Annotated in this window: 29 protein-coding genes; 1 reads left to right on the forward strand and 28 read right to left on the reverse strand. The window is 58.8% G+C overall.

Going from position 1 to position 22,485, the window contains the following annotated elements; all coding sequences use genetic code 11:
* Positions 1 to 62: 62 nt before the first annotated feature.
* From RGM3321_RS20615 to RGM3321_RS20740, 26 genes are all read right to left on the reverse strand, one after another.
* The gene (locus tag RGM3321_RS20615) at positions 63 to 269 is read right to left on the reverse strand and encodes a tail protein X (RefSeq protein ID WP_053486282.1); all 207 of its coding nucleotides are present in this window, start codon (positions 267 to 269) and stop codon (positions 63 to 65) included.
* Positions 244 to 1,089 (reverse strand): phage tail protein, encoded by an 846-nt coding sequence (locus RGM3321_RS20620; protein WP_057443159.1) that lies wholly within the window; start codon positions 1,087 to 1,089, stop codon positions 244 to 246. Before RGM3321_RS20620 ends, RGM3321_RS20615 begins: the two co-directional genes overlap by 26 nt.
* 9 nt (positions 1,090 to 1,098) lie before the next feature.
* Entirely contained in the window at positions 1,099 to 3,852 is a 2,754-nt protein-coding gene (locus RGM3321_RS20625) for a phage tail tape measure protein (protein ID WP_244394617.1), read from the reverse strand.
* A gap of 138 nt (positions 3,853 to 3,990) precedes the next feature.
* A complete protein-coding gene (locus RGM3321_RS20630) occupies positions 3,991 to 4,293 on the reverse strand; it encodes a phage tail assembly protein (RefSeq protein ID WP_024681171.1) in 303 nt (100 codons plus the stop codon).
* A gap of 15 nt (positions 4,294 to 4,308) precedes the next feature.
* Entirely contained in the window at positions 4,309 to 4,818 is a 510-nt protein-coding gene (locus tag RGM3321_RS20635) for a phage major tail tube protein (protein WP_007247634.1), read from the reverse strand.
* Between the two features lie 12 nt (positions 4,819 to 4,830).
* Positions 4,831 to 5,994, reverse strand: a complete 1,164-nt coding sequence (locus tag RGM3321_RS20640) for a phage tail sheath family protein (protein ID WP_244394618.1) — start codon at positions 5,992 to 5,994, stop codon at positions 4,831 to 4,833.
* 93 nt (positions 5,995 to 6,087) lie between these two features.
* Positions 6,088 to 6,630, reverse strand: coding sequence for a tail fiber assembly protein (locus tag RGM3321_RS20645; RefSeq protein ID WP_244394619.1), 543 nt, complete (start codon positions 6,628 to 6,630; stop codon positions 6,088 to 6,090).
* Positions 6,631 to 6,638: 8 nt separating this feature from the next.
* Positions 6,639 to 8,708 (reverse strand): phage tail protein, encoded by a 2,070-nt coding sequence (locus RGM3321_RS20650; protein WP_244394620.1) that lies wholly within the window; start codon positions 8,706 to 8,708, stop codon positions 6,639 to 6,641.
* A complete protein-coding gene (locus RGM3321_RS20655) occupies positions 8,705 to 9,310 on the reverse strand; it encodes a phage tail protein I (protein ID WP_244394621.1) in 606 nt (201 codons plus the stop codon). Before RGM3321_RS20655 ends, RGM3321_RS20650 begins: the two co-directional genes overlap by 4 nt.
* 1 nt (position 9,311) lies before the next feature.
* Positions 9,312 to 10,193, reverse strand: coding sequence for a baseplate J/gp47 family protein (locus RGM3321_RS20660; protein ID WP_244394622.1), 882 nt, complete (start codon positions 10,191 to 10,193; stop codon positions 9,312 to 9,314).
* Entirely contained in the window at positions 10,190 to 10,516 is a 327-nt protein-coding gene (locus RGM3321_RS20665) for a GPW/gp25 family protein (protein WP_007244785.1), read from the reverse strand. Before RGM3321_RS20665 ends, RGM3321_RS20660 begins: the two co-directional genes overlap by 4 nt.
* A gap of 3 nt (positions 10,517 to 10,519) precedes the next feature.
* On the reverse strand, positions 10,520 to 10,705 hold the full coding sequence (locus RGM3321_RS20670; RefSeq protein ID WP_244394623.1) for a hypothetical protein: 186 nt from the start codon (positions 10,703 to 10,705) through the stop codon (positions 10,520 to 10,522).
* A 135-nt stretch (positions 10,706 to 10,840) separates the two neighbouring features.
* A complete protein-coding gene (locus tag RGM3321_RS20675; RefSeq protein WP_244394624.1) occupies positions 10,841 to 11,404 on the reverse strand; it encodes a phage baseplate assembly protein V in 564 nt (187 codons plus the stop codon).
* Positions 11,404 to 11,931, reverse strand: coding sequence for a hypothetical protein (locus RGM3321_RS20680; RefSeq protein ID WP_244394625.1), 528 nt, complete (start codon positions 11,929 to 11,931; stop codon positions 11,404 to 11,406). The genes RGM3321_RS20675 and RGM3321_RS20680 overlap by 1 nt, the downstream gene beginning before the upstream one ends.
* Complete coding sequence (locus tag RGM3321_RS20685) at positions 11,924 to 12,574, reverse strand: hypothetical protein (protein WP_024681179.1); 651 nt, start codon at positions 12,572 to 12,574, stop codon at positions 11,924 to 11,926. Before RGM3321_RS20685 ends, RGM3321_RS20680 begins: the two co-directional genes overlap by 8 nt.
* Entirely contained in the window at positions 12,571 to 12,885 is a 315-nt protein-coding gene (locus RGM3321_RS20690) for a hypothetical protein (protein ID WP_244394626.1), read from the reverse strand. Before RGM3321_RS20690 ends, RGM3321_RS20685 begins: the two co-directional genes overlap by 4 nt.
* 2 nt (positions 12,886 to 12,887) lie before the next feature.
* Positions 12,888 to 13,883, reverse strand: coding sequence for a major capsid protein (locus RGM3321_RS20695; protein WP_244394627.1), 996 nt, complete (start codon positions 13,881 to 13,883; stop codon positions 12,888 to 12,890).
* 85 nt (positions 13,884 to 13,968) lie between these two features.
* A complete protein-coding gene (locus RGM3321_RS20700; protein WP_244394628.1) occupies positions 13,969 to 14,313 on the reverse strand; it encodes a head decoration protein in 345 nt (114 codons plus the stop codon).
* Positions 14,310 to 15,455, reverse strand: a complete 1,146-nt coding sequence (locus tag RGM3321_RS20705) for a head maturation protease, ClpP-related (RefSeq protein ID WP_244394629.1) — start codon at positions 15,453 to 15,455, stop codon at positions 14,310 to 14,312. The genes RGM3321_RS20700 and RGM3321_RS20705 overlap by 4 nt, the downstream gene beginning before the upstream one ends.
* Positions 15,452 to 16,933, reverse strand: a complete 1,482-nt coding sequence (locus tag RGM3321_RS20710) for a phage portal protein (protein ID WP_244394630.1) — start codon at positions 16,931 to 16,933, stop codon at positions 15,452 to 15,454. The genes RGM3321_RS20705 and RGM3321_RS20710 overlap by 4 nt, the downstream gene beginning before the upstream one ends.
* Positions 16,930 to 17,136 carry a hypothetical protein gene (locus RGM3321_RS20715; protein ID WP_003377401.1) on the reverse strand — a complete coding sequence of 69 codons (207 nt, stop codon included), beginning with the start codon at positions 17,134 to 17,136 and terminating at the stop codon, positions 16,930 to 16,932. Before RGM3321_RS20715 ends, RGM3321_RS20710 begins: the two co-directional genes overlap by 4 nt.
* 1 nt (position 17,137) lies before the next feature.
* On the reverse strand, positions 17,138 to 19,132 hold the full coding sequence (locus RGM3321_RS20720) for a phage terminase large subunit family protein (RefSeq protein ID WP_244394631.1): 1,995 nt from the start codon (positions 19,130 to 19,132) through the stop codon (positions 17,138 to 17,140).
* Positions 19,133 to 19,136: 4 nt separating this feature from the next.
* Positions 19,137 to 19,706, reverse strand: coding sequence for a terminase small subunit (locus RGM3321_RS20725; RefSeq protein WP_244394632.1), 570 nt, complete (start codon positions 19,704 to 19,706; stop codon positions 19,137 to 19,139).
* 390 nt (positions 19,707 to 20,096) lie between these two features.
* A complete protein-coding gene (locus RGM3321_RS20730; RefSeq protein ID WP_244394633.1) occupies positions 20,097 to 20,285 on the reverse strand; it encodes a hypothetical protein in 189 nt (62 codons plus the stop codon).
* Entirely contained in the window at positions 20,245 to 20,631 is a 387-nt protein-coding gene (locus RGM3321_RS20735; RefSeq protein WP_244394634.1) for a hypothetical protein, read from the reverse strand. The genes RGM3321_RS20730 and RGM3321_RS20735 overlap by 41 nt, the downstream gene beginning before the upstream one ends.
* Positions 20,628 to 20,951, reverse strand: a complete 324-nt coding sequence (locus tag RGM3321_RS20740) for a phage holin, lambda family (protein WP_080336554.1) — start codon at positions 20,949 to 20,951, stop codon at positions 20,628 to 20,630. Before RGM3321_RS20740 ends, RGM3321_RS20735 begins: the two co-directional genes overlap by 4 nt.
* A 103-nt stretch (positions 20,952 to 21,054) precedes the next feature.
* On the opposite strand from RGM3321_RS20740, the gene RGM3321_RS20745 reads away from it, so the two are divergent.
* Positions 21,055 to 21,327: a hypothetical protein gene (locus RGM3321_RS20745; protein WP_244394635.1), complete on the forward strand. Its 273-nt coding sequence runs from the start codon at positions 21,055 to 21,057 to the stop codon at positions 21,325 to 21,327.
* Positions 21,328 to 21,669: 342 nt separating this feature from the next.
* Here the strand turns inward: RGM3321_RS20745 and RGM3321_RS20750 are convergent, their stop codons facing one another.
* Together RGM3321_RS20750 and RGM3321_RS20755 are read right to left on the reverse strand one after the other, a co-directional pair.
* Positions 21,670 to 21,978 carry a hypothetical protein gene (locus RGM3321_RS20750; RefSeq protein ID WP_244394636.1) on the reverse strand — a complete coding sequence of 103 codons (309 nt, stop codon included), beginning with the start codon at positions 21,976 to 21,978 and terminating at the stop codon, positions 21,670 to 21,672.
* Between the two features lie 177 nt (positions 21,979 to 22,155).
* Positions 22,156 to 22,434 (reverse strand): DUF2513 domain-containing protein, encoded by a 279-nt coding sequence (locus tag RGM3321_RS20755; RefSeq protein WP_024690126.1) that lies wholly within the window; start codon positions 22,432 to 22,434, stop codon positions 22,156 to 22,158.
* Positions 22,435 to 22,485: the final 51 nt, after the last annotated feature.

Consider the following 22,485-nt stretch of genomic DNA (forward strand, 5'->3'; position numbering starts at 1 on the left):
GGCAAATTCACAAGAATCCGCCGCCGAGTGTTGATAAAAGTTGGATGTGAACCGGTTGCCAGCTAACCCCAGAGCTGTATCACTTCCTCGGTCTGAGTGAGCAGATCCGGCAGCAGGATCTGCACGCCAGCCCGGTAAGGCTGAGGCTCATCTGCCAACCCCTGATTGGCATCCAGCACCGCTTCGACGCTGCCATTCAGGTGCCCGTAGTAGTGCTGACACAGAGTGTCGAGCAGATCCCCGTTAGACGTTCTGCAGATCGTCGCCATAGCTTACAAACTCCAATGAAAAGCCCTGCTTGCGAGGGATACCCCCCGCCAGGAGGTTGCTTTGTTCTTCATCCACACTCAGCAGGCACCAGTTGCCCAGCACCTCGCCATAGCCCGTTGTAAGGCTGAGCGGTTGCAGATTACGACCCATGCTGCGCAGGGTGTTCAGTTGCTTGAGCCCGCCTTTGAAGCCCGGAAAGATGGACCCTTTCAAACTCAGCTTGTCGTCACCGAGCCCAACCGCCTGTTGCGCAATGCTGCGTGTCAGACGTTCTTGCCCGGCCCAGCGGAACGCGGTCTGCCGACGCAGTTCGTCAAACGCCGCGGTGTCCAGATTGAAGTAGTAAGGCTGCGCTTCGGGCTTGAGCGGCTGAATAATCAGCAAGTGCGGAAACGGCTTTACCGCTTCCGGGGCCGGTGTGGCCTGCGAGGCAAAACTGCCGGTGGGCACGATGTTGCCCAGAGACGGGCTGATCTTCCCGGCAACCCGGTTGATGGCCGCACTTGCCTTGGACGCTTGCTCTTTCAGTGTGCCAATACGCTCTTGCACCTGGGAAACCGCGCTGGTCGCACGCCCGTACATCGCCACCACCTGACCGACCTTTGCCTGCGCGACATTGATGCCACGCATGGTGCGCTGCAACTTCGCGCCTATGGCCGGACCGATGAAAGGGATGTTCTCCAGCTCTGAAGCCGCCCCGGTGATATCGCCGATGGCCCCATTCAAGGGGCCAACCATGTCATCCAGACTACGGCGTCCTACCTCCCCTGCGGTAACCAAGTACTTCAACGACGACTGCAGTTGTTCTGCATAGGCCATGACCTTTCCTCACCCCACATGTGGGTCATCAAACAATTGACGGGCTGACGCCTGCCGACTGAACTCTTCAAATTGACGCTGCAGAAACGGCGCGATCTCTCGTGCCAGTTGTGCCGGATCCTTCACATCACCCTGTACGCTGACAGGCATGTTCGGTGAGAAGGTAAATTGCTGATCAATCTTCGCGGGCACAGCCTTACTCTGCTCGGCGGCCTTGATGACAGCAGGCAACGCCTGGGGTGGCCCAACCGCCGCCATCGCTTTGACCACATCGCCAGGCGCAGCAGACGGCTTGATATCATCCGACTTGTCAGCAACAGCCTCAGCTTTTTCGTCTGAGCCAAACAGCGCTTTGCCCAGAAAGCCGCCGACGTCCTGCCCACCCATGCCACCGAGAAATGCACCCACCAGCCCGCCGATGGCCGTGCCTACAACAGGTACGATGGAGCCGATGGCCGCACCCGCCGCACCGCCCGCCAGCGCGCCGGCCAGTCCTCCGGCCGCGCCGCCGTAGCCCTCGGCTTTCTCGTCCTGAGTTTCGGCATTCTGGTAAGTGTCCAAAGCCAGCATGCCCGCGTCCAGAAACTTGGCACCTGGAACCACCTTGGCAAGACCGCCCAACTTCCCGGCAGCTCCAGCCATCCGCGCCAACCGACCAGCAGGCACGGGTGGAGGTGGAGGCGGAACAGGGGGTCTTGGTGGCATAGGCGGTCCGCCGCGACGGCCACCCGCACCACCCGCTCCGCCACGGCGACGGCCGCGTCTAGACCGACGCTGATCACCCGGTGCATCTGAACCACCGCCAAAAGCATTGGCATTGACCACAAAGACTTTCTGCGGCTCCGAGCTGCTGCCTCCGCCTTTGCCACCATCGCCGTCGCCACTGCCTTCGCCGAACATATCGAGGATCTTGAGGCCGGTTTCGACAGGATCAAAACCTGTCTTGCCGCCTTCCTCAGACTCATCGTCGTCACCATCAGGCTTTTCTTTGTCACCGTCCTGAGTCTTGCTTTTGTCCTTGCCCTTGGCTTTATCCTTGCCCTTGAAGGCTTTGAGACCAGTCTCCAGCAGCCCTTTGACCGCACCGACTTTGCCCTCGGGCTTGCCATCGCTATCGCCAGAGTTCGTGACGAAGACCTCCTGAACCTTGTTCGGGTTGCCGCCTAACGCACCGCGTCCGAGGTTGAGCAACCCCTTGCCGATTTTGAATGCACCGGCAGCCGACTTGAGGGCTACCAAACCGCCACCGAGTAAGGCGATGGCCAGGACCACAGGCTTGGCGTTATCGGAAAGCGTGGTGAATTCCTTGGCTGTTGCAGTGATACCTTTGGCGACTGCGTCAGTGACCGGACGAATGGCGTCACCAATGCTGCGCATCGAGTCGTTGACCGCCTGGAACGTCTCGGCCCAGATCTGCGACGATGTATCACGACGCTCGGCCAGGTTCTTGTCGAGAATCCCTGAAGCGTTCTGAGCGTCCTTTTTCAGTTGTTCGTACATGCCACGGTTCTGCGAGTAAGCCGTCAGCGCGGCCTTCACCTGCATGTCGGCGAACAGATCGCCGGTACGCAGTGCTTGCTCCAGCGAATCCAGCATTTCCTTCGCTTTTTTCGGATCAGCTTCCTTGCTGATCTTGGCCGTGACCTCCTTCATTTTTTTGGCTTTTTCAGGGTCAGTCTTTTCGATGTAGTGCTGAGCCAGTGCAAAGCTGGACTCAAGCGTCGACATGCCCTTTTGGATGCCCGTGTTCAGCGAGCCCTGATAATCGATACCGACGTCCTTGTACGACTTCACCACGTCGGTGGAGCCGATCTTCTCCATCCAGTTTTTCAGGTTGTTGGCCGCTTCATCCGAGCCGCCGGCTGTTTTCATCTGCACCTGTAGCATCGCGCCGAGCTGGCTCACCGAATCCATGCCGGTCACACCGAGCTTGCCCATGCCCGCGAGGAGTTGCGGAAACCACTTGGCCATGTCGCTGGCCTCGAAACTACCCGCCTGCCCCTGCATGGCGACTGCTTCAAGGGCTTTCTCCATGATCTTAGGGTCGGTGATCTTGGCGTTCTGCTGCAGCGCCTGAATCATGTTGGCCGTATCGGTGCCGCTGGCCCCCTGCCCGACCGCAAACTTCGCAGCCACCGGCGCGTATGACAGCGCCTTGTCCAGGCTCATGCCTGCACCGACCAGCTTGTTGACCAGGTCAGCCACGTCATTGCGCGCCATGCCCGTGTCTTGCGAAGTCTTGATCACCGAGGTGGTCAGTTCCGCTTCCTGCGGCTTATTGGCCACACCGGCCTTGATCGCGATGTCCCGGATGATCGCCTGATAGTCGGCACTGATCTTGGTCGGTACGGCCAATGCACCGACACCCGCGACGGCGGTGCCGATGCCCGACTTGAGCCCGGCCTTGCCCTGCTCGATCTGTTGGTGTCCCTTGACCTTGAGGTCCATGCTTCTGGCCACACGGTCAAGGGACTGATATTCCTGCCTGAGCTTACCGACCTGCACACCCTGTTTACGCAGCGTGTCGAGATTGTTCTCAAGCTTGCGCAGCAAACCAGAGGCCGACGCCGCGCCGCTGTCATGCGCTTTCTTCCACTCATCACGCAGACGCATGGTTTCGCCGATGGTGTTTCTCAACACCTTGGCCTGACTACCCTGTTGCTCCAGCTTCTTGATACGGCCTTCGACGGTACTGAAGGCCGAACCCAGGGTGGAGCTGACAGAGCCGCCAATCACCAGCCCTAATGCCAGGTTGTTCGCCATCACTCACCTCAGATGTTGGGATGGGCTCAGTCCGTGAGCCACCAGATCATGTCCGAGAAAGACATGGACATGATTTCCGCCGACGAGAAGCCCAGCTCTTTTGCAAGTCTCTTTGCCGCCAGCTTCTGAAGTGCAGGCTCAAAGCTCGTCGTCTTGCACCAGACGAAAATAGCCCGCCTGCAGGCGGTTGTAGTCCTTGAGCGGCAGCCGCTCCAGATCACCGCCACCCACCTCGGCGAGCGAAGCGAAGAGGTTGATCTCGCGCTGTTCGGCATCACCGTTTGACGCAGCTTGCGCAGCACGCACATCTCGCACGGTCGGGGCTCGCAGGGTCAGGGTGTCCACCTGAACGCTGTTGACCTCGGCAGGCCTGGACAGCTTCACCGAAACGCTGTCGGCCGTCAGAGTCATCCAGCTCGGTTTGGTAATTGCTTGAGACACAGGAATTTCCTTCTATCAGAGGCCGAGGGCCGAACGTTCTGCCGCGAGCTGGTCGACACCGTCGATAACCCGTTTCATGCCCAGCGCATCAATCTCGTAGATCAGACGGCCGTCCACTTCCAACTTGTAGTAGGTGAGCGCGACCGCATGTTTGATCTCGGACTTGTCACCGGGCTTCCAGTCCCCCATGTCGACCTCTTTGAGCCGACCACGCAATGTGACCACGACCGGGGTGACCTTGCCTTTCAGGCCTTTGAACGCTCCACGGAATACGCCGTTGAACGCAGTGCCATCTGCCAGGCCGAAAAACTTCAAGGACTCACGGCGCACGCCCGTGGTGGTGAAGTTGGCTTCCTGCTTTTCCATGCCCATGTCCAGTTCGACAGGCAAGTCCATGCCACCGGCACGGTGTTCTTCAGTCTTGAGTGTCAGCTTGGGCAGGGTCAGGCTCGATACATCGCCTTGGAAGCTGACACCGTCCACGAACAGGTTCAGGTTGCTCAGTGTTTCGGGAATCATCGCCATCGTTGCAGCTCCTTAAGCGGCAGAGTCGAGCACTTCGGTCAGCCATTGATTGGTGACTTCAACGCGGAAGTTGGGGTTTTCGGCAGGTGGCACGTCGGTGAATCGGATGTTCCAGAACACCTTGCCCTGCTCCAGCTGGCTGGCCGTGTTCAGCTCGGTGTCTGCGAACACTTCAAAGTTGATGATCGCGCCCTGATTTTTCAGGTCGCGCATGAACGCCTGCAGCCCTTCGGTCACGTCCTTGATGTAGGTCGCAGTGATCGAGCGGTCCACCGCCCACTTGTGCCCGTAGAGAATCGCGTCCATGACGATGTCCATGGTGCGCACCCGGGTGACGAAGGCCCACTTGGGGTCGCTGCTCAAGGTGCGGTTGCCCCAGAGGCGATAGCCGTCATCGCGGATGATGGTGGCGATATTGGCGTTGTTGAGCAGGTTGGCCCGGCAGGATTCGTCGCCGTCGAGAAACTCGATGGGCCGCTTGGTGCCCGTGATGCCTGCGAACTCTTTGTTCGACGGCGAGGCCCAGAAGCCGTACTCCGCGTCGGTCCAGGCGAAAAGACCCGCCACCCAGGCAGAGCCAGGTGCATCGACCGTCCCATTGGCGGTGGTATCCCAGTACTGGACACCGGGGTCGACCATGAAAGAACGTTTGCCACCGAAGTTCTTGGCGTACGCCATGACCGCTTCGTCAGTGGTGTTGGGACCATCAATGATCGGTAGCGCCCGCAACTTGTCTGCCAGTGCAGTCAACGCTTTACCGACCGCCAGAATCGAGCTGTGCTTGGGCGCAATCAGCAATCGCGCCTGGGCATTGAAGCGGCTCTTGCCATCGAGCAGTGCCTGGAGCCCGGTACGGGTGCCATCTGCTTTCACGCCGCCGATGATGGCGGAGGTTTGCAGGGCTGCATCGTCCAGTTTGGCAACGCCGCAGGCGACGATCACAGCCTTTGCCCGCACGTAGATCGCCTGACAGGCTTTGGTGATCGCCGAGTCAGGGCCGAAGGCGGCAATGGCTTCACGCTCGGAGGTGATCAGCACCAGGTCATTGGCCTTGGCGCTGTTGGCCGGAGCCTCGGTAAACGTATCGACCAGACCGATGATCGAGGACGTGGGCAATGAAATGGTACGTGCGCCCGTGTCGACGGCCGTCATCGTCACGCCGTGGAAGAAACTCATAAGACGATCTCCAGAAACGAAAAAACCCCGATTAGCGGGGTTGGTGGTGGAATGCGAACAGCAGGAAAGAAAACGCCCCGTCAGTGCAGGGCGTCAGGTCTTGGGCGCTTCGTCGTCAGGGGCATCCTGCGCAGAGCCTTCGGGCTCAGGCGGCTCGTACACGAACGGATTCGCAGGCGGCGTCGGCCATTCAAAGTCCAGCGGATAGCCTGGCAATGTGTCGAGTTGGGCGAGCTTTACGCGGTACACACGCTGCGCATTGAGTTCGGCCTCAACGGCAGGCAGCGCCTTGAGTTGCTCGTCGGTGGCCATTTTTAACGCTACGGCATCCTGCACTGTCTGGTAATCGGTCATCAGCTCGTCAATACGGGCCGTGGCCGCAGCAGAGCGATCACCACGAGCGCACATGACCTGCACACGCACCAGCTCAATCGGCGTGTCTTGAACCGTACCAAACTCGCCCGCCAGGGCTCGTTCGTAAAGTTCTACACCGTGGGGCTCTGGATCGTGGGGAGACGCCGTGAACGGTAACTCCCCATGTGTTTCCACCAGCCCCTCGAAAACCACCATCAATTCGATGGTAGTGCGGGCCTGAGAAGACCAGTATGGATTGCGGGCACTTAATATTGTGGACATGGTTGAACCTACTGGATTCGTTGAAAGAGCGTGCGCTCTGTGTTGTTGAAAGCACCGTGGGCGCGCCAAACACCTATTGCGATAGCGCCGGAGTTACTACTTGTGCCATCACCCACAGCCGTGGAACTGAAAATAAGGTTAGAGCCGGGGACTGAAGTGCCCTGGTTAATTGAATTTCCGTAGGCGGTAATGACTCGCGCAAATGCGTATTGCCCAATGCCGGTAAGCCCCTGCCCCGCAACCTTGGCCCCGAGGTTCAGGTCGCTGACCAGATAGTAAACCGCACTGTCGGCAGCGCGCCGCATGTAGGGCGCGGCTGCGTTATCTCCGGCAAAGCCCACATGCGTGATTGAGTCAGCGACAGGTCGTGTCGCGACGCGTGTATCAGTTTCGGCCTTTGTGTAAACATCGGCCTTGGCATAAACCTCAGTTTTTAAAGGCCGCTCCATGTCACGAGCGTCTGTTTCATTCTTGGTGTAGGCATCGGTAATGCCGTAAGCAAACAACGTGCTGCCGACGTTGGCTTTTTTGGACGGATCAAAGTTGCCGGAATACCAGAGATTCCCGAAGTCCGTGTTATCGACCGCCAACTTGACTACGCCTGCCGACGTATACCCGATTTTAATAAGGTTGTTTAACTGGCCTGCACCCGTGCCTTGCTGGACAGGAACAAAGCCAAGCTTGGTCTGAAGAAAATACGTCGTGTTGTCACTGGCGCGGCGCATATAGGGCGACGTAGGGTCGTTGGCCGCAAGCCCGATGTTCGTGATGCTGTCCGCCAGCGGTCGTTGCGAATCCCGTGCATCGGTTTCAGCCTTGGTGTAAACGTCGGCTTTGGCATAGACCTCTGCCCTTAAAGCCCGCTCGGACACTCGCTGGTCAACCTCAGCCTTGGTGTAGGCATCGGTAATGCCGTAAGCAAACAACGTGCTGCCCACGTTGGCCTTGGTGGCCGGATCAAAGTTGCCCGAATACCAGAGGTTGCCTAAATCAGTATTGTCGACCGCCGCCTTAAGCCCGCTACCCGACCAGCCGAGCCTGACCTGATTGTTCAGCTGGCCCGCGCCAGTGCCCTGCTGCACAGGAACAAACCCGAGCTTGGGCTGCAACGCCGCCACCCGCGCATCAATTTCCGTTTTGCTGTAAGCATCAGCGATCCCGTAACCGCCCAGGGTGGTCGGGTTGAAACCGGCCATCACCAGGCCGCGCCGGTCTACCGTGACCCGGTGGTAAGTTCCGGGCAGAACGCCAGTCGGACCTGCCACTTGCTCGAACGCCAGCGCAGTCGTACCCAAGGTAATTGGCGCGTTTGTCGTCAACTGCCAAAGCGTGTCGAACAACGCGTCACCCTGCTCGACGCTGACCATCAGGTTAGGTGTCACCTCCACGCTCACATCCGCGTCAACAACGCGTAACCAAGCACCACCCGCGACGACTGAGTACAAACCATTGTCTTTGCCGCTGGCCTGATTTTTCACCAGTACCCGGTCGCCTGCGACAAGCGCAACGCCGTCGACCGACTGGATGCCAGCAAGGACCACCGGGCCGGTCGTGGCAGCACGAACCGATTGTTTATTGTCGAGCCTGGAAAGCTCTTCCTGAATCCGCAGGTCCACAAAGGAACGTGTGGCCAGCACAACCGTTGGGTCAATGCGCAGCTCGACGTTGCTGGTATTGCTGACCAGCAGGTTAATGCGCACGATCTGTGTACGCCCAGATCCCTGTGCCAGCAAAGGCTTGAAGGACGGCGCGCAGTTCGCAACCGCCACCAGATCCCCGTCCGTGTCGTACAAGCCAATTTCACGAATCCAGAAACCACCGACCTCTGCGGGGATAACCTGCTCGGCGATGATGATCGCGTTGTTGGCTGGATCAACCTTGAGCTGATTGAGCGGGGCACGGCGGCGCTCGTTGATCAGTTTTTTCTGTGAAGCATCGGGCACCGGATCGGTGCCATTGGCATCACCCACACCCATTTGAGCTATTTTCCAAGGCACGCCGAGGGCATCGGCATTGGCCTGCTTGGCCGCACCGACATTGGTCAGGGTGGCAAAGAATTGCGAAGTCTGATCGATCATGCGAAGACATCCAGAGTATCGATAGTGGTTTCACGCCCACCCAGGCCCATATGCCCCGTGACTTCAATGTCTCGCGGTACAGGTGGGTAAACATCGATTTCGTCGCCTTCAGAGACCGAAGCGGCGAGGTAGAAACGGCCGGTCGTTTCAAGGCTGATGGCCAGTTCCAGCATGTGACGGCTGACAGGCTTGGCGTCATCGATCAGGGCTGTCAGTTCCTGATACATCGCCTCGGTGATGCCGGTGTCCAGCACACCCACCTTGAGCGCAAAAGTACCGGGAATTCCCTCAGGTACGGTCTGCCACCATTCCAGGACATCGATGAGGTAGCCAAGCGGTTCAACCACTCGGCGTATCGCGCCAATCGTCCCTTTGCGTTCATGGATGAAGAACGACGCGGCAATGGCTGCACGCTTTACCGGCTCAGACCATCCATCATCCCAACGGTCCACAGACCAGGCCCACGCAAGGTGGTAGAGCAAGTGCGCGGGACAGGTCTTTGGGTTGTACAGAGTGCGCAAGGGAATCTTCGTGACTTCATCCGTGGCAACCTCAATGGCGCGCTCAAGCGGGGAACTGTTGAGGGGGAGCAAGCTGGTCATCTCAACTACCCCGCGTCACGGTGAACGCTTCGCACCAGGCGGCCTGCGCCTTGGTCGGGCGGATGTCCGTCCAACCCTGAAGATCAACCCGACCGACGCCGCTGATGTGCAGCTGCGCGTCAATGCCGGATCGAGCCACCTCAAGGCCCAAGCGTCTCCTGGGATTGACCCAGGACCCCAGCCGGTTCTTGCATTCAGCCAGAGTCGCCTCAGTTTCAGGCCCGCTTCCCACCATGTGGACGACAGCATTGATGCGGTAAGACAAAATCTCAGCGCTCTGAACAATCAGACGATCCCCCAGGGGACGCACATCCTCGTCACTGAGATTGAGCCGAACCGTCTCCAGCAGATCCGCTCCAGCTACACCACTGCCTTCCAGCCCGAGTACCGTGACGACCACCACGGCTGGAGAAGGACTTTCGGCGGTAGCATCGGCCACCAGACCGGAAGCATTGCGTGCGTGAAGGATGTAGCTGTTTCGCGGGCCAGCAGTGGTCAGCCCCTCGTACGCAAGCTGGACGCGCTCCCGAAGCGCATCGTCCTCTTCCATGACAGCTGCGGTCGGCGGCACTGCAACAGGGTCTGCCGCCTGGATCTCCAGACGTTTGAGGTTGACGTTGGCTGCCAACTGATCAAGATCGGCTTTCTGGGCGTATGCCAGCATCAATGACTTTGCCGCGTCGTTGACACGCGCCCGGTTCTGAAGCCGCCTGTAAGCCCCCAGTTCGAGCAACTTGGTGACCGGGTCGCTTTCCAGCAAGGCGCTCCAGTTGTCACCCATGTATTCGCGAAAGGCGGCTAGCTCACCCTGATACTCTTCTTCAAAGTCCAGGTCCTCAAGGACTTGCGGCGCGGGCAGCGCCGACAGTTCAATCAAGCTCATGCCGTCACCTCCAACACCGCATTGTCACCCAGATACGTCCCCTGCACCTCCAAGGTGACCTGGCCGTTCAGGACCGCAATCACCCTGACACGCTCAAGTCTCAGGCGAGGTTCCCAACGTCCGAGCGATCTGGCCACCTCGGCCTGCACCGCGCTTTTCCAGCCATCGTTCACAGGCAGGTCGACAAAGCGCCGGATCTTGCTGCCGTACTCCGGGCGCATTCGGCGGCTGCCGACGGGAGTGCCAAGAATGTCTTCGATGGACTGCCGCAGGTGCGCCAGGCCAGAGACGGGCTGGCCGGTACGGCGATCCATTCCGATCATGAATTACTCCAGCGGTTCAAGGTCCGGGTGTGCACGCAGATACTCCAGCGCGACGGTGTCATCTGCCTGCGCCGTGGCAATGCCCTTGGCGACAGCCAGGGTGCGGTCATCCGGCAGAATCAGCGTGCGCGAGGTGAACAGCGTGTCTCGATACGTCCGCACCGCTACAGCGAGCGCTGGAGGAGGCACGGCGTCCGTGACTGATTCCTCCGTGGGTGTGACTTGGCCTGTTGGTGCTGTCGGTTGATCAACAGAAGTCTTATCAATTTTTACGGTCGCCATGGGTTATCTCCAGACATTAAAAAGCCCGCATGGCGGGCCGGGTCAGTGCTTGTGGTTCGGGGTGTTGCCACCTGTGTCGATAATCTGCCCGCCGCCATGGATATCACCGACTACGGCGAGCGTTCCGCTGATCGTGACATTGCCATCCAAGGTGATCGTGGCAGCTTTTGCGGTGATCGCACTGTCGGTGACGACTGCCGAGCTGGCCCCGACCTTGATCGTCATCGTTCCGCTAGGCAGATCAATCGTGTACGTCTTGGCCTGCCAGTCGTAGATCAGCGACCCTCCGTCGTCAAAGCGCCAGACTTCGACATGGTCACGGTTATCAGGCTGAGCACCGGCATTGCCATACAGCCCCGGAATGAACGTGCCCTGCGACACGTCACCGCTGGCACTGAGCAAGGTGCCCTGCTCACCAAGGGTCGGTGCCCGCCAGTGTCGCGCCTTGCCGGCCGCAACGCTGTGCCAGCGAACCCATGCGCTGACCCAATCACCATCCGAAACACGACACACCGGAGGTGATGCGGCCAGGTCCAGTGCAACGACATAGCAATTCTTCACAACACCGGCCAGCATGCGGTCATGTTCAGCTGAGGCATAACTCATCACATGTCCTCAGGAGATTGGTACTGGTTTTCGTTGTTACGCCCGGTGTCCGGACTGAAGGCAAACACCAGCGTGCCAGGCGGCTCATTGGGCCACGGCCATTCCTCCTCGCCGAGGTAGATGCCTTGGGTCCACTCGACCACCCAGACCGCATAACCGTCCAGTTCCGGACGCGACCAGTCCTGAGCGGCTCTCACGAACTCGGCGGGTTCGACCTCAAGCCCCCAGGTTTGCAACCTCAGCAGCACAGCCAGCTGCGAGGCCGCGAAAGCTGCCTGCTGCTGGCATTGCTCACGCTCTGAACCCACAATCACTCGGGCTTCGAACCGGGCGATCAGGGCTGTTTCACCTGTGCCCTGATCAATGCCTGGCTCAAACTCCACCAGTTCGATCAACACAGCCGGGACGGCGACTTGCTGAAGCATATCTGGCATGGTGCCGACGTACTCAAGCCCGGCAATCACGGCGCTGATGTGTCGTTCGATAGCCTCGTACAACGAATCAAGATTGAACGCTTGGTCAGGCACGGGCAGTTCCTTTCAGGTACTTCTGAAGTTCGTAGTTGAATTCCTGCTTGAGGATCTCCAGCAGGCGCTCATCAGCCCGTTTCACCCACTCTTCGAAAGGAGAATGGGCGTCCTCGATGGACACCTTGATTTTGGCAAGTGGAAAGCGCCCGCCATTTTCGGAAATCCAGCCAGAGCGATATGAGGTGTCCATACCGTAGTTCTCCTCGTCGTAATGCTTGCTCGCAGCACGAATCCAGATATGAGGCCTGTCGCCATAGACCTTCTTGAAGAAAGCACCCTGATAATGCCGACCGGCAACGGTTGCACCGCTACGGGTTTGCCGGGCTCTTCCGATACTGGCAGCATCAAGGGCATTGAGACCGAACCAGAGCTTGCCACGCATCGCACTTCCGGTGACCGGGTACGTACGCAAGCGCTTGCGTACGACACCAATGGCAATGCGTTCCTTTTGCCCCACCGCCCTAGCAATGTGGGTACGCAGCCAGCGCAGTGTCTTGTTGATCGCACGACGTTGCGCGGCAGCAGCTGCTTTGGGCACGAGCGCCGCGAAGTCTTTGAAGCCCTCAAGATCACTGGACGAAGGTTGCAGAGTGATCACACCCTGCGAGGCTGACTGTCGAAAGGAGCTGCCACCACTCATGGGTTAATCCTCAGAATCAACGTGACCAGCGCATCGCCACCCGGCTCCTGACGGATCAGCGTGTACGTGCCTCCACCGTCCTGCACCGGCAGATCGATGCGTACCTGCTGACGCTCAACAACGCCCTGAGCATCGGCTACCCGAATGACTAGGTGCGGCTCACGCAGCCCGGTATTGATACGACCCAGCTTGGGCTGCAGCCAGGGTGCCGAGAACATGCCTGCAACCTCGCGCCCATCAATGAACGCCGTGTCGCTCAGCACATCGAACACAGCGTCATCAAGGGTTTCGATCAGTTCGCGGAATCCCATGACTACAACGTCAGGCGGATCTGCGCCCGAGGTCGGGTGCAAAGGTGCAGCGGGTTGGACTGCGCTTCACCGGCAACGCCTTTGCCGAACGGCAGCGTCTCCAGCTTGCTGTAGTACGGGATGCCCTGAGTGTTGACCGTTTCCATGTAGTCCGCTGGAGCAAAGGCCGAGATGTACAGGTCCGGCACACCCTCGGGCACCAGCAGCGCCTCGTCGTCATTCACGAAAGCGATACCGGCGACCTTGCCACGGTAGCGCTCCCACACGATGCCACCGAACTCGAAACTTTCGCGGGCATCACCACGCAGCTCCGACGCCTGCGCCGAGTTAAGGTAAGTCTTTTCGACCGAATCATGAACGATCAGCTTGTTCCAGAAGTTTTTCCCGCAGAACGCCCGCGAGCCGCTAGTGGTTACGCTGCCCAGCGCATCCTCCTGCATGTCCAACGCCTCGCCTGCCATCACCCGTAGTGAAGTTTTCGCGTCGTTGAGGCCCATGGACAGGCTCTGACGCTTCACGCCAAACGCCGCGTAGATGTCCAGTAGCACGGTTTTGCCGTCTGCATCCAGCACTTGGCCATTGAGCGCGCCCATGCGCTGGAACTCGTGCGTGGCGTCGAGCTGGCGGCGTGCACGGGCCAGCCGGGTGTTGATCACGTCCTGAACAGCCTGCAGTTCAGTACGGGAACCGAATGCGCGAATGCCTTGAATCTCATCCGCCCGGATAGTGAAGCGCTCCGGCAGGTGGACGGTGTTGAACGGGATCATCTGACGCTTGGTACCGGTGACCACAAGACCGGAGCTACCACGCTCACCAGCCGGGACCAGCGCCAGGGTGTCGCCGTCCTTTTCGATCTGCACCGTCAGGGTCGCGATGCCCTCTTCCTGAAACAGACCGAGGCCACTGATGCGACCGGGCAGGTACGGTTGTTCGTTGATGGCAGCGGTGAGTGTGGAGACGCTGAATGCTTCGTCGTCGAAAATGGCGATATCGGCCATGAGGGTATTCTCCAGAAAAACGAAACCCCGCAAATGGCGGGGTCGGATAAACGAAAATGAATCAGGTTTGTGGCCGATAGATTGATCAGCGAAGGAAGATGAACTGCTTGGCCAGCGCCTTTTCGGCGTCCAGATCCAGACCGGTCAGCAGCGTCTCTGCGACCTCGGCCAGTCGCACGACGGCGCGACCACGGCGAACGATGTCGGACTCAGGAAGCGGTGCGAAAAGAATCGCCGCGGCGATCTCGCTGCCGTCTTCGGCGGTCGGATCATAGGGCGCGAACTCTCCGGAGGCTGCAACCAGACCCAGCAACTGGCCCGCATTCAGGGCCTCACTGGCTGCCACGTTGATCGACTCTCGCGAGATGTTTCCGGCACCTTCGGAGAGAAGGAATTCACCGGCATGGATAGGCTCCATTTTGATGGTCATGGACGTGCTCCTGTTGAGGTCGTTTTCTTGCCACCCTGCGCCGCCCTGCGGGCCGCGTAGATGTCGTGGTGATCGGGTTGTTTGGCCTGGACCTTGGCCGGTGGATCGTCCTGCAGCGGCAGGCTGTTATCGATTTCAAAGCCCTTGCCACTGCTGACCAGCTTCTCAAACAGACGCGCCTGCACGGCCTGCTTGTCCAGACCTGCGCTGACGAATTCGGCAGTCAGCTCAGGCAAGCGGGCCGCAACGCAAAGGTCGCGCACGCCCTTGGCCTGGGTAATCGCCGCCTGCACCGTGGCCTGATCGGCGAGCTTTGTGGACGCAATCAAAGGCTCGATCAGGTTGTTGATGCCCGCCGCGCCACAGGCTTTTGTGATCATCAGCGCCAACGCCGCCGAGTCTGCCGGTACAGGATCATCTGGCGGAACAATCTCTTCGGGCTCGGGCTCAACGGCATTGAGCTGATCGAGCAATGCCTTTGGAGTCTGGCGGAACCGTTGTATGACAGCGCCCTGCCCCAGACAGGCTTTGACCTCGACTCCCGCCCCGATCTCGTCGGCCAGGCCCAGTGCCAGTGCTTCCGGCGCGGTGAGCCAGGTTTCAGCGTTGACCATGCGCCGCAGCTCGACCTCGTCGATGTCCGGCGACTTGGCCTTGTAGGCCGCGATGATGGCTTCAAGCGTCTGGTCCAGCACATCGGCGACCTTGCGCAGATCCTCGGCATCACCGGCTGTGTAGGTCCACGGGTTGTGGATCATCAACATGGCGTTGGAGGCCATGACCATGCGGTGTGCGCCGCAGGCCGCAACGCTCCCGGCACTGGCCGCCAGCGCATCAATCCGCGCCGTGCAGCGCTCACCCAGCCGGTTCAACGCGTTGTGAATTGCCAGCCCGTCGAACAGATCGCCACCGATGGTGTTGAACGCCGCCACAATTGGCGACACGCCGTCATCAATGGCTTTCAGGTCCTGAATGAACTGATTGGCCGTAATGCCCCAGCCGCCGATCTCACCGTAGATGTAGATCTCGATGGTGGTCTGCTCGGCCTGGGTTTCAGCCTTGATGCGGTACCAGTTCTGATCTTCGACTGCCAAGGCAACCGGGGCCTTGTTGAAAATGCGAAACGGCAACAGCGGTTTCATGGGTTCTCCTTCTCGTCGGGGTCCTCATCGAACGCCGACAAGGTGCTGTAGTTGAGGCCCAGTCCACGGGCGCGAGCCGCGTCAGCGGCGTTTTCTTCGTCCACGATCTCGGCATCGGTGCCGGTGCGCAGGCACATCTCACTGCGCGAGGCGAGGCCCGCGTTGATTTCCATCGTTCTTGATTGCACGTCCTGCACCGGGTGGATGTAGGACCAGCCTTGCGGTACCCAGCGCGTGCGCAGGTATTCACGGCGACGTGCCGCGTAGTCGTCCAGTTGCAAAGCACCCGACAACACCGCCATGTCCATCCATGCCGCTCGGACGGGACGGCACAGTTGGTGGACATAAACGCTGAACTGCAGCTGCTCCAGACGCCGACGAAACTCGTTGAGCACCACACGAATGGTGCGGTCGTTGACGCCGCGCATGTCCCCTGTCATCAGTTCATAGGGCAAACCCGCACCGGCCGCTGCCGCCATCAGTTGCTGACGCATGAAATCGGGGTAGTTGTTGCCGCCATCAGGCGGTGTCGAGAACTCGACCTCCTCCCCCGGCAGCAGCTCCTGCATCGTGCCAGGCTCCAGCGCAACCATCGGCGTGAAGCCATCGCCCCCGACCTTGATGGGCGCACCCGTCAACGGGTCGAGCATGGGCGGACCGTCAGTAGCAGGCTTGCGAATGAATCCCGCGAACAGGTTGGCCACCTCCTGACGGAACAGGACAGCATCGTCGTAGTTGTCCAGACTGCGCAGGCGTTTCAGCACCGGTGCCAGTCGAGGCACACCACGAAGCTGGCCTGGCTCCACCGGCTCAAAGATATGCAGCATCTGGCTGGCCGGGATGCGCACAAGCATGTTGTAACCGGCGTTGATCGACGTCATGTCACTGGGATGTGAGCGATAACACCAGTACGCCACCCGCTTGCCGAACCCGTTGAACTCGATCCCGGCGCGGATGATGTTGCCGGTGCTGGTCACCTCAAATTTGTCATGCGGAACGAACTCGGGTGCCAGGCATTGCAACTGCAAGGGTACCGCCAAGCCGTCATCCATCCGCCGGGGTCGTAACCGGACGAAGCACTCGCCCGACTGCTCGACCGTCCGGGCGATCAAGGCTTGCTGGCCGTAGAAGTCGGTCAGCTGATCGGCATCGGACTCATCCACCCAGTCCTCCCACGTCTCCTGAAAGATACGGCGCAATTCCTTGTCCGCGATCCTGGGCTGAGGGGTAATGCCGGTGCCGATCAGGTTGCTCACCCGGCGATCAATGGCATTGGCCGCATACGGATCGTTGCGCACCGCCGCTCTGGAGCGAGACCGCAAATTGCGCAGCGCAGGCATGATCAGGCTGTTGACGCCTGTATCAGGTGCGTCCCACGTTGCAGATCGGCGACCGTCGGCAGCGCCTTCGTAACTGGCCTTCATGCGCTCGGGCAGGACAAAGCCGGAGCGCGTCAGCGTGGGGTAACGAGTACTCACAGGCCCTTGCCCCCATGGTAAAGACGGACAACGCGGGAGCGCGGACCGGCAGCATTGGTCAGGCTGGTGCGAATCAGATCGCGAGCCTGGATCAGTTCATCAACCGAGCGGTACTCGACCGTCCGATCTGCGTAACGCACGATCTTTTCGCCACGCCCTATCGCTGCCTCGACGGCATCAAGGTGCTTCTGGGTGTAAGCCATATCAACGTCTCTTCAGATAGCCGCTGGTGGAAGCACGGCGTTGTGGGGGGGCGGTTATCGGACGTGATTTCACAGCTGGTTTCGGCGTCTGTGGTGCTTCCGGTGTTACGACTGGGCGGCTGAGCCGTTCGCTCTGAACGGGTTGGCCACTTTCAACAGAAGCCGACTGGTGAATCACCTGCCGAATTCGCGCCCAATCGTGATCTTGATAGCGATTGATACCGAGGTAATGGGCCATGGCCAGGTTGTACACCAACAGATCGAGCGCTTCGTTGCGCTCGGACTTGCCCTTGGTCCATTCGATACGTTTATGTCCCCTGACGTAACGGGTGAGTTTGCGCTCGGCCACACACTGGGCGAAAAAGTCATCCGGCAGGTCATTGGCAAAGTGCAACGCTCCTGGCCCAGTGTCGAATGCATAGCGGTTGTAGATCCAGTCCTTAGCCGTGTCGGTACCAACAATCCATAGCTCGGCGCCATGCCGTTCCGTTAGGCCCTTCCATGTCACGTCGACCATCGACGGTCGCTGCGCGATCACCGGTCGGCCACGCTTGCTCGCCCCCTTGATGGCGAACACGTTGCGCCAGCGGCGCATACGACAGAACTGATAGACCTCATCCGTATGGTTACCACCGGAGTCGACCGCAGTAGCCATGATCATCAACTCGACACCAACAGGGTGTAGGTAACGGGCCTTGAGTAACTCATCCAGCGCTGCCCAGGTGCGCTCATCTGCGGGGTCGCCGGAGATCACTTGAAAGTCGACAACCCAGCGTTCCATGCCTACACCCCAACCCATCACCATCAGTTCCAGGCGATTGCCTTGGGTGTCAACAGAAGCGGTCAGCATCAACACGCCGTCGGGCATTGAGCCAAGCCCGTAGCTTTCCAGTCGCGCCCTTTCCCTCAGCACATCAGCCTTGGTTTGCTCCTGAGCGCTATCCCAGACTTTGGCCAGACGGGTATTATAAAAAACCTGCATGGGTTCCAAGTCGCCTTTGGCCTGAGCCTTTTTTGCCTTCTCGAATTGCTTGGCCAACGAGGCCCACCCCGTCCAGCCTGGCGGCGAGTACAACGCATTCAAGTTAAAACCAATGGTTTCGCCATCGCCTTGAGAGTGTGCTCGCCACTCCCCTTTAGCCAGCATCTCGCCCTTATAGCGCTCCTCAATCAGTACGTCGCAGTCGGGGCCGGCACATTGGTAATGCACAACCTGATAATCCGCCGAGTAATGCAAACGCTCCCATTCGAGCACCTGCATGTGTTCACAAGTTGGGCACGGCACGTAGTAGTAACGCTGATCGCTGACCTCAAACAAATCAGCGATCCGTGACTCCCCCCTGATCGTCGGAGAACTGGAAAAATAAAATTTGGCGTTACGGCCGAAAGTACTACCGCGAGTCTCGGCCAGTTCAATCGGGTCGCCCTCTTCGCCCACGTCCACGCTCCAACGATCAACCTCGTCGCCATAGATGTAGCGTGCGGAAAGCTCCGCCAGGTTGGCCGCGGAGCCAGCAGTGGTGATGTACAGCGAGCCTCCCTCGAACTCCTTCGTATCCATCGTGTTGCGCGCATCTCGCGACCGGTTAGCCGCCACGCGCTCACGCAAAACCGGCGTGGCCTTGATGGTTTTACCAATCCGAGACGATACCCGCTTGGCCAACCCCAGACTGGGCAACAGCGTGAGGATGTTGGACGGAGCCATGTGGATCAGGCCGCCGATCCAGTTCAAGGCGATCTGCGTTTTCATCAACTGCGAAGCCACCATGGTCACCACGCGCTTGCACGGGTGGGCTGGTGAAAGACAGCGCATCGGCTCACGCGCATAAGGGGTACGCGAAGTGTGGTATTGACCAGGTTCGGCAGCTCCCGTGTCACGCGGGATGCGCATGTACTCGTCAGCCCACTGATCAATCCAGACATCTGGCTCTGGTCGCTGCCCACGGAAATAAGCTTCACGGTACACCGCCGCACCGTTCGACATTTCTAAGGGCATAGGTTTAGCTCGGGGTAATGGCGTGTTGCAGATCTGCTTCAGACAGCCGCTCAGCATCGTCCAGTGTTTGTCGGAAAGCCGCCGTCAGACGCTTCTCGATTTTCCATGGGTCGGACATTGAGGCCAGTTCAGGCGCTAGCTGTGGAGCTATTCCAAGCAAAAGATCACGCAGTAAGCGACCGGCGTTATAGGCCGCGTCTTCGACCGATTTGCGCTCTACCAAGGTGCCTTGGGATTTAAGGAAGTTGTTTTTTTCCTGAAGCGACAGGTAGTGCTCACGAAGAGCGCGTGACCTTTGAAAGTCGGGCGCCTGATCGGATGGGGCATCTATATAGTCTGCGATGACTATTTCCAGCGGTGGCTGATCCACTCGCTTCGGGCGACTGCGCTCATGTCGAGCGGCGACGCCGACCTTGCTCGGATCGCTGGTCATGGCCAAAAGCTGCTCGCTGGCATCCACATCAATCTGCCCGGCAGCATTCAGAACCAGTCGTTGACTCTTGACCAGCTTGCCAACGTACTGCCTGGACCACCCCTTCAGCTCGCAGTACTCCTTGCGAGTTACAAAAGCCATGCGGCCTCCATCGTCGTGGCTTGTCAACCTTGTCAACTAACCCGGCTTAGTTGACAAGCCTTCTGGCCTTTGTGCAGGGGCTGCTGTTCAAGAATCTGAACAGGCACAAAAACACCTACAACCCAATAGAACCGGGGGACGTCACTAAAAAATACTGCTTGGATCACGCGAACTCTGTCGCTGAAAACCCAAGAACTTCCTGTCAACCTGTCAACCGCTGTCAACTAACTTTCCAGCCCTGTGGCTAACGCTTTCCCGCGAGTCCGCAGCCCCGTATGCCCCGAATACCCCCAGGGTCCCCCCTCTCTCGGGGCGCACCAAAATAGGTCATTCGACCCGAAACGCCGAGATCGCGAGCCAGGGCGCGGCTGCCGTGGATAGGTCCACGAGCTACTTGCTCTGGCTACGCAGGATCTGTGCGTCGACCTGATCGGCGCAGGTGTCGAGCATCTTGATGGCCTGATCCTTCAACTCCCAGACGTCGCCGTTCGAACGAAGATCCGCCTCATCGGCGTTGATCCGTTCGCAGGGAATCAGCTCAGGGGGTTCGATTCGAACCGCTGACGTTTTTGTTACCACCACCGGCTTTGCCGCGCAGGCCGTCAGGCAAAGGCTGAGAAGCCCAATCACGAACCGGCTTGCTGTTGCGCTTGAGGTCTTCAAATTCTTTCCTCGCCTGTTTGGCTTTGCCTTCACTGGCCTTGAGCCGTTTGTTCAGGTCAGCCTGATAGTCGGCATTACGCTTAGCTTCTGCCCGTAGCGTGGTGATGGTGGCCTGGCTCTCGTTGTTGGCAGCAATGGCGTCGTTCTTGCTCTTGGTCTCCAGCTGCATGGCACCACTGAGGGCGACGACGCGGTACTGCTGGATACCAACGAGCAACAGGCCAACCAGGCCGATGATGATCGCAGCGGCGATAGCCTTCATGTGATGTCCACCTTGCGGCCAATGAACCGTGTCACCAGTTCGCGTATGGCGGTCACGCCAAGAAAGCCGATGGTTCCACCGGCAGCAACTGAAAGGCTGGGCGGCCAGGCCATCCACTCGATCAGGCTTGAGGCCACCAGGCTCAAAGCACCGCAGATCAGCGCTTCAAAGAAGATCCGGCGTTTGCTGGTTTCTTTCGCGTCGTAAAGGATGCGCAGTAGAGAAACGATGATGGCCATGATCGCGCCCTGCCATAGTGGATTCGATAAGGCCATCCAGAGCTTGGCCCAGGTGTCTGGCTTGTCGGGCATAGTGCGCATCCGGGTTCGCCCTTTCGGGGATTTAAAAGAAAAACCCGCGAAGGGCGGGAATATGGCTCTGTGCTATCGTTCCGATTCCATTCAAACCACACAGGACATTTAAATGGATCGCAAAAACGACCCAGTTTCACCTTTTGAAGCGGGAATAATGGCAGCGCTAGAGGTCGCCGGCATGGCGATTCAAAAACTTACCGGGAGCCAAAACGAGGGATTCAGGGGCGCTCTTGATGTTCGTTTAGGCGCACCACCTGAGATTTATGAGGACGACCCTGAAGCTTTGAAGCTCTGGCGCCTCGGCCTGGATCGACTTAAGGCAGGAGCTGAATTGACCGCAAAAGGCACTCCTGTAACTCAGGATCAGAAAGCTGCGCAGTAAGCTCATCAATAACGGCAGGCTGAGACTCAGGTATTAATTTGATGTCGGCCTGCCTGATGTCGGTGACCCCATCAATAACAATGAGCGGCCGCAGGCTCTCCTGCACGTAGTGGTGGCTCTGCGTTTGCTGCTCCAGAAACGAAAAAAGGCCCGCCGATATGGCGAGCCTTGGAATGGGTGTAATGTCTCTCCATCAGTCCGCCAGCACTGCCCTGTGTGATGGAGCGAGGGCACACTGACTGCTGGTGTTCTTTCGTAACGCGTGACAACCGGATATACCGCGTCCAGGCTCTGCCCTAAGGGCAACCCTGACTGTGGCTAAACGACAAAAGTAGCTCCGTGCTATCGTCCTATTTCCACATGAGACGTTTCACGGAGCGAAAACTGATGAAGGTAACCTTGAAGTGCAGTAAGTGCGGAAGCGACCAGCTCGAAGCGCCTACCAATTTGAACGACAGCTCGAAGATCACCTGCCGCAAGTGCGGCGCTGTCGAAACCTATGGAAAGGTCAAGAAGGCTATCGGAGACAAGGTCGCGGAAGACCTGAAGCGGAAACTCGGGAAGATGTTCAAGTGAGCCCATAGCCTCAGCAACAGACCTTAGCAACTGATCAGTTTCTGCCAAGCTTACATCGATCACGAGCTTTTTCATTGCGAACTCCAGAAACAAAAAAACCCAGCTTTGAGAGCTGGGTTTGATCCCGTATCGCCTTTGCAGAGGTTAATCAATGCGGGGTTGGATCATGCGCACATCGCAGCCAATGAGGCAAGTCAGGTGGAAACAAAAACCCCGCACTCAGCCGGGAGCGCAGAAAAAGCTCTAAAAACTTCAGAAATCTTGCTGATCCAGATAGTCATGCCCAGCCCAAGTCATGGAAAAGATATCCGCGCTGAAATCTTCCCCGGCGCGGTGTCTTGCGACGAAGCCGGCAGACTCCAGAAGCTCCAGATGGTAATCAATTTGATCCCAGATGACTTCAGTTGGGACCCCTTGCACCTTGTCACCAACATATCGGAGCCGAATATCATTGCGCGGCACTCCTGTCCCTACGCACTCCTGGACTAAAAAACCGAGAATACGGGCTGCCATCAAAATGTCACGTTTCATATTCCACTCCTGCATGAGATCAAGCTGGTGCCTGATCTTGCATCGAGTCTA

This window comes from Pseudomonas sp. RGM 3321 (assembly GCF_022836805.1).
Taxonomy (GTDB): Bacteria; Pseudomonadota; Gammaproteobacteria; order Pseudomonadales; family Pseudomonadaceae; genus Aquipseudomonas.

Excerpts from the sequence above, each read along its gene's own strand:
- RGM3321_RS20650 (WP_244394620.1), bottom strand. The coding sequence starts at position 8,708 with ATGATCGATCAGACTTCGCAATTCTTTGCCACCCTGACCAATGTCGGT.
- RGM3321_RS20675 (WP_244394624.1), bottom strand. The coding sequence starts at position 11,404 with ATGAGTTATGCCTCAGCTGAACATGACCGCATGCTGGCCGGTGTTGTG.
- RGM3321_RS20700 (WP_244394628.1), bottom strand. The coding sequence starts at position 14,313 with ATGACCATCAAAATGGAGCCTATCCATGCCGGTGAATTCCTTCTCTCC.
- RGM3321_RS20615 (WP_053486282.1), bottom strand. The coding sequence starts at position 269 with ATGGCGACGATCTGCAGAACGTCTAACGGGGATCTGCTCGACACTCTG.
- RGM3321_RS20720 (WP_244394631.1), bottom strand. The coding sequence starts at position 19,132 with ATGCCCTTAGAAATGTCGAACGGTGCGGCGGTGTACCGTGAAGCTTAT.
- RGM3321_RS20715 (WP_003377401.1), bottom strand. The coding sequence starts at position 17,136 with ATGGCTTACACCCAGAAGCACCTTGATGCCGTCGAGGCAGCGATAGGG.
- RGM3321_RS20635 (WP_007247634.1), bottom strand. The coding sequence starts at position 4,818 with ATGGCGATGATTCCCGAAACACTGAGCAACCTGAACCTGTTCGTGGAC.
- RGM3321_RS20685 (WP_024681179.1), bottom strand. The coding sequence starts at position 12,574 with ATGAGTGGTGGCAGCTCCTTTCGACAGTCAGCCTCGCAGGGTGTGATC.
- RGM3321_RS20645 (WP_244394619.1), bottom strand. The coding sequence starts at position 6,630 with ATGTCCACAATATTAAGTGCCCGCAATCCATACTGGTCTTCTCAGGCC.
- RGM3321_RS20705 (WP_244394629.1), bottom strand. The coding sequence starts at position 15,455 with ATGAAACCGCTGTTGCCGTTTCGCATTTTCAACAAGGCCCCGGTTGCC.
- RGM3321_RS20695 (WP_244394627.1), bottom strand. The coding sequence starts at position 13,883 with ATGGCCGATATCGCCATTTTCGACGACGAAGCATTCAGCGTCTCCACA.
- RGM3321_RS20690 (WP_244394626.1), bottom strand. The coding sequence starts at position 12,885 with ATGGGATTCCGCGAACTGATCGAAACCCTTGATGACGCTGTGTTCGAT.
- RGM3321_RS20745 (WP_244394635.1), top strand. The coding sequence starts at position 21,055 with ATGGATCGCAAAAACGACCCAGTTTCACCTTTTGAAGCGGGAATAATG.
- RGM3321_RS20750 (WP_244394636.1), bottom strand. The coding sequence starts at position 21,978 with ATGAAAAAGCTCGTGATCGATGTAAGCTTGGCAGAAACTGATCAGTTG.
- RGM3321_RS20620 (WP_057443159.1), bottom strand. The coding sequence starts at position 1,089 with ATGGCCTATGCAGAACAACTGCAGTCGTCGTTGAAGTACTTGGTTACC.
- RGM3321_RS20625 (WP_244394617.1), bottom strand. The coding sequence starts at position 3,852 with ATGGCGAACAACCTGGCATTAGGGCTGGTGATTGGCGGCTCTGTCAGC.
- RGM3321_RS20655 (WP_244394621.1), bottom strand. The coding sequence starts at position 9,310 with ATGACCAGCTTGCTCCCCCTCAACAGTTCCCCGCTTGAGCGCGCCATT.
- RGM3321_RS20640 (WP_244394618.1), bottom strand. The coding sequence starts at position 5,994 with ATGAGTTTCTTCCACGGCGTGACGATGACGGCCGTCGACACGGGCGCA.
- RGM3321_RS20755 (WP_024690126.1), bottom strand. The coding sequence starts at position 22,434 with ATGAAACGTGACATTTTGATGGCAGCCCGTATTCTCGGTTTTTTAGTC.
- RGM3321_RS20735 (WP_244394634.1), bottom strand. The coding sequence starts at position 20,631 with ATGAAGGCTATCGCCGCTGCGATCATCATCGGCCTGGTTGGCCTGTTG.
- RGM3321_RS20740 (WP_080336554.1), bottom strand. The coding sequence starts at position 20,951 with ATGCGCACTATGCCCGACAAGCCAGACACCTGGGCCAAGCTCTGGATG.
- RGM3321_RS20660 (WP_244394622.1), bottom strand. The coding sequence starts at position 10,193 with ATGAGCTTGATTGAACTGTCGGCGCTGCCCGCGCCGCAAGTCCTTGAG.
- RGM3321_RS20725 (WP_244394632.1), bottom strand. The coding sequence starts at position 19,706 with ATGGCTTTTGTAACTCGCAAGGAGTACTGCGAGCTGAAGGGGTGGTCC.
- RGM3321_RS20665 (WP_007244785.1), bottom strand. The coding sequence starts at position 10,516 with ATGATCGGAATGGATCGCCGTACCGGCCAGCCCGTCTCTGGCCTGGCG.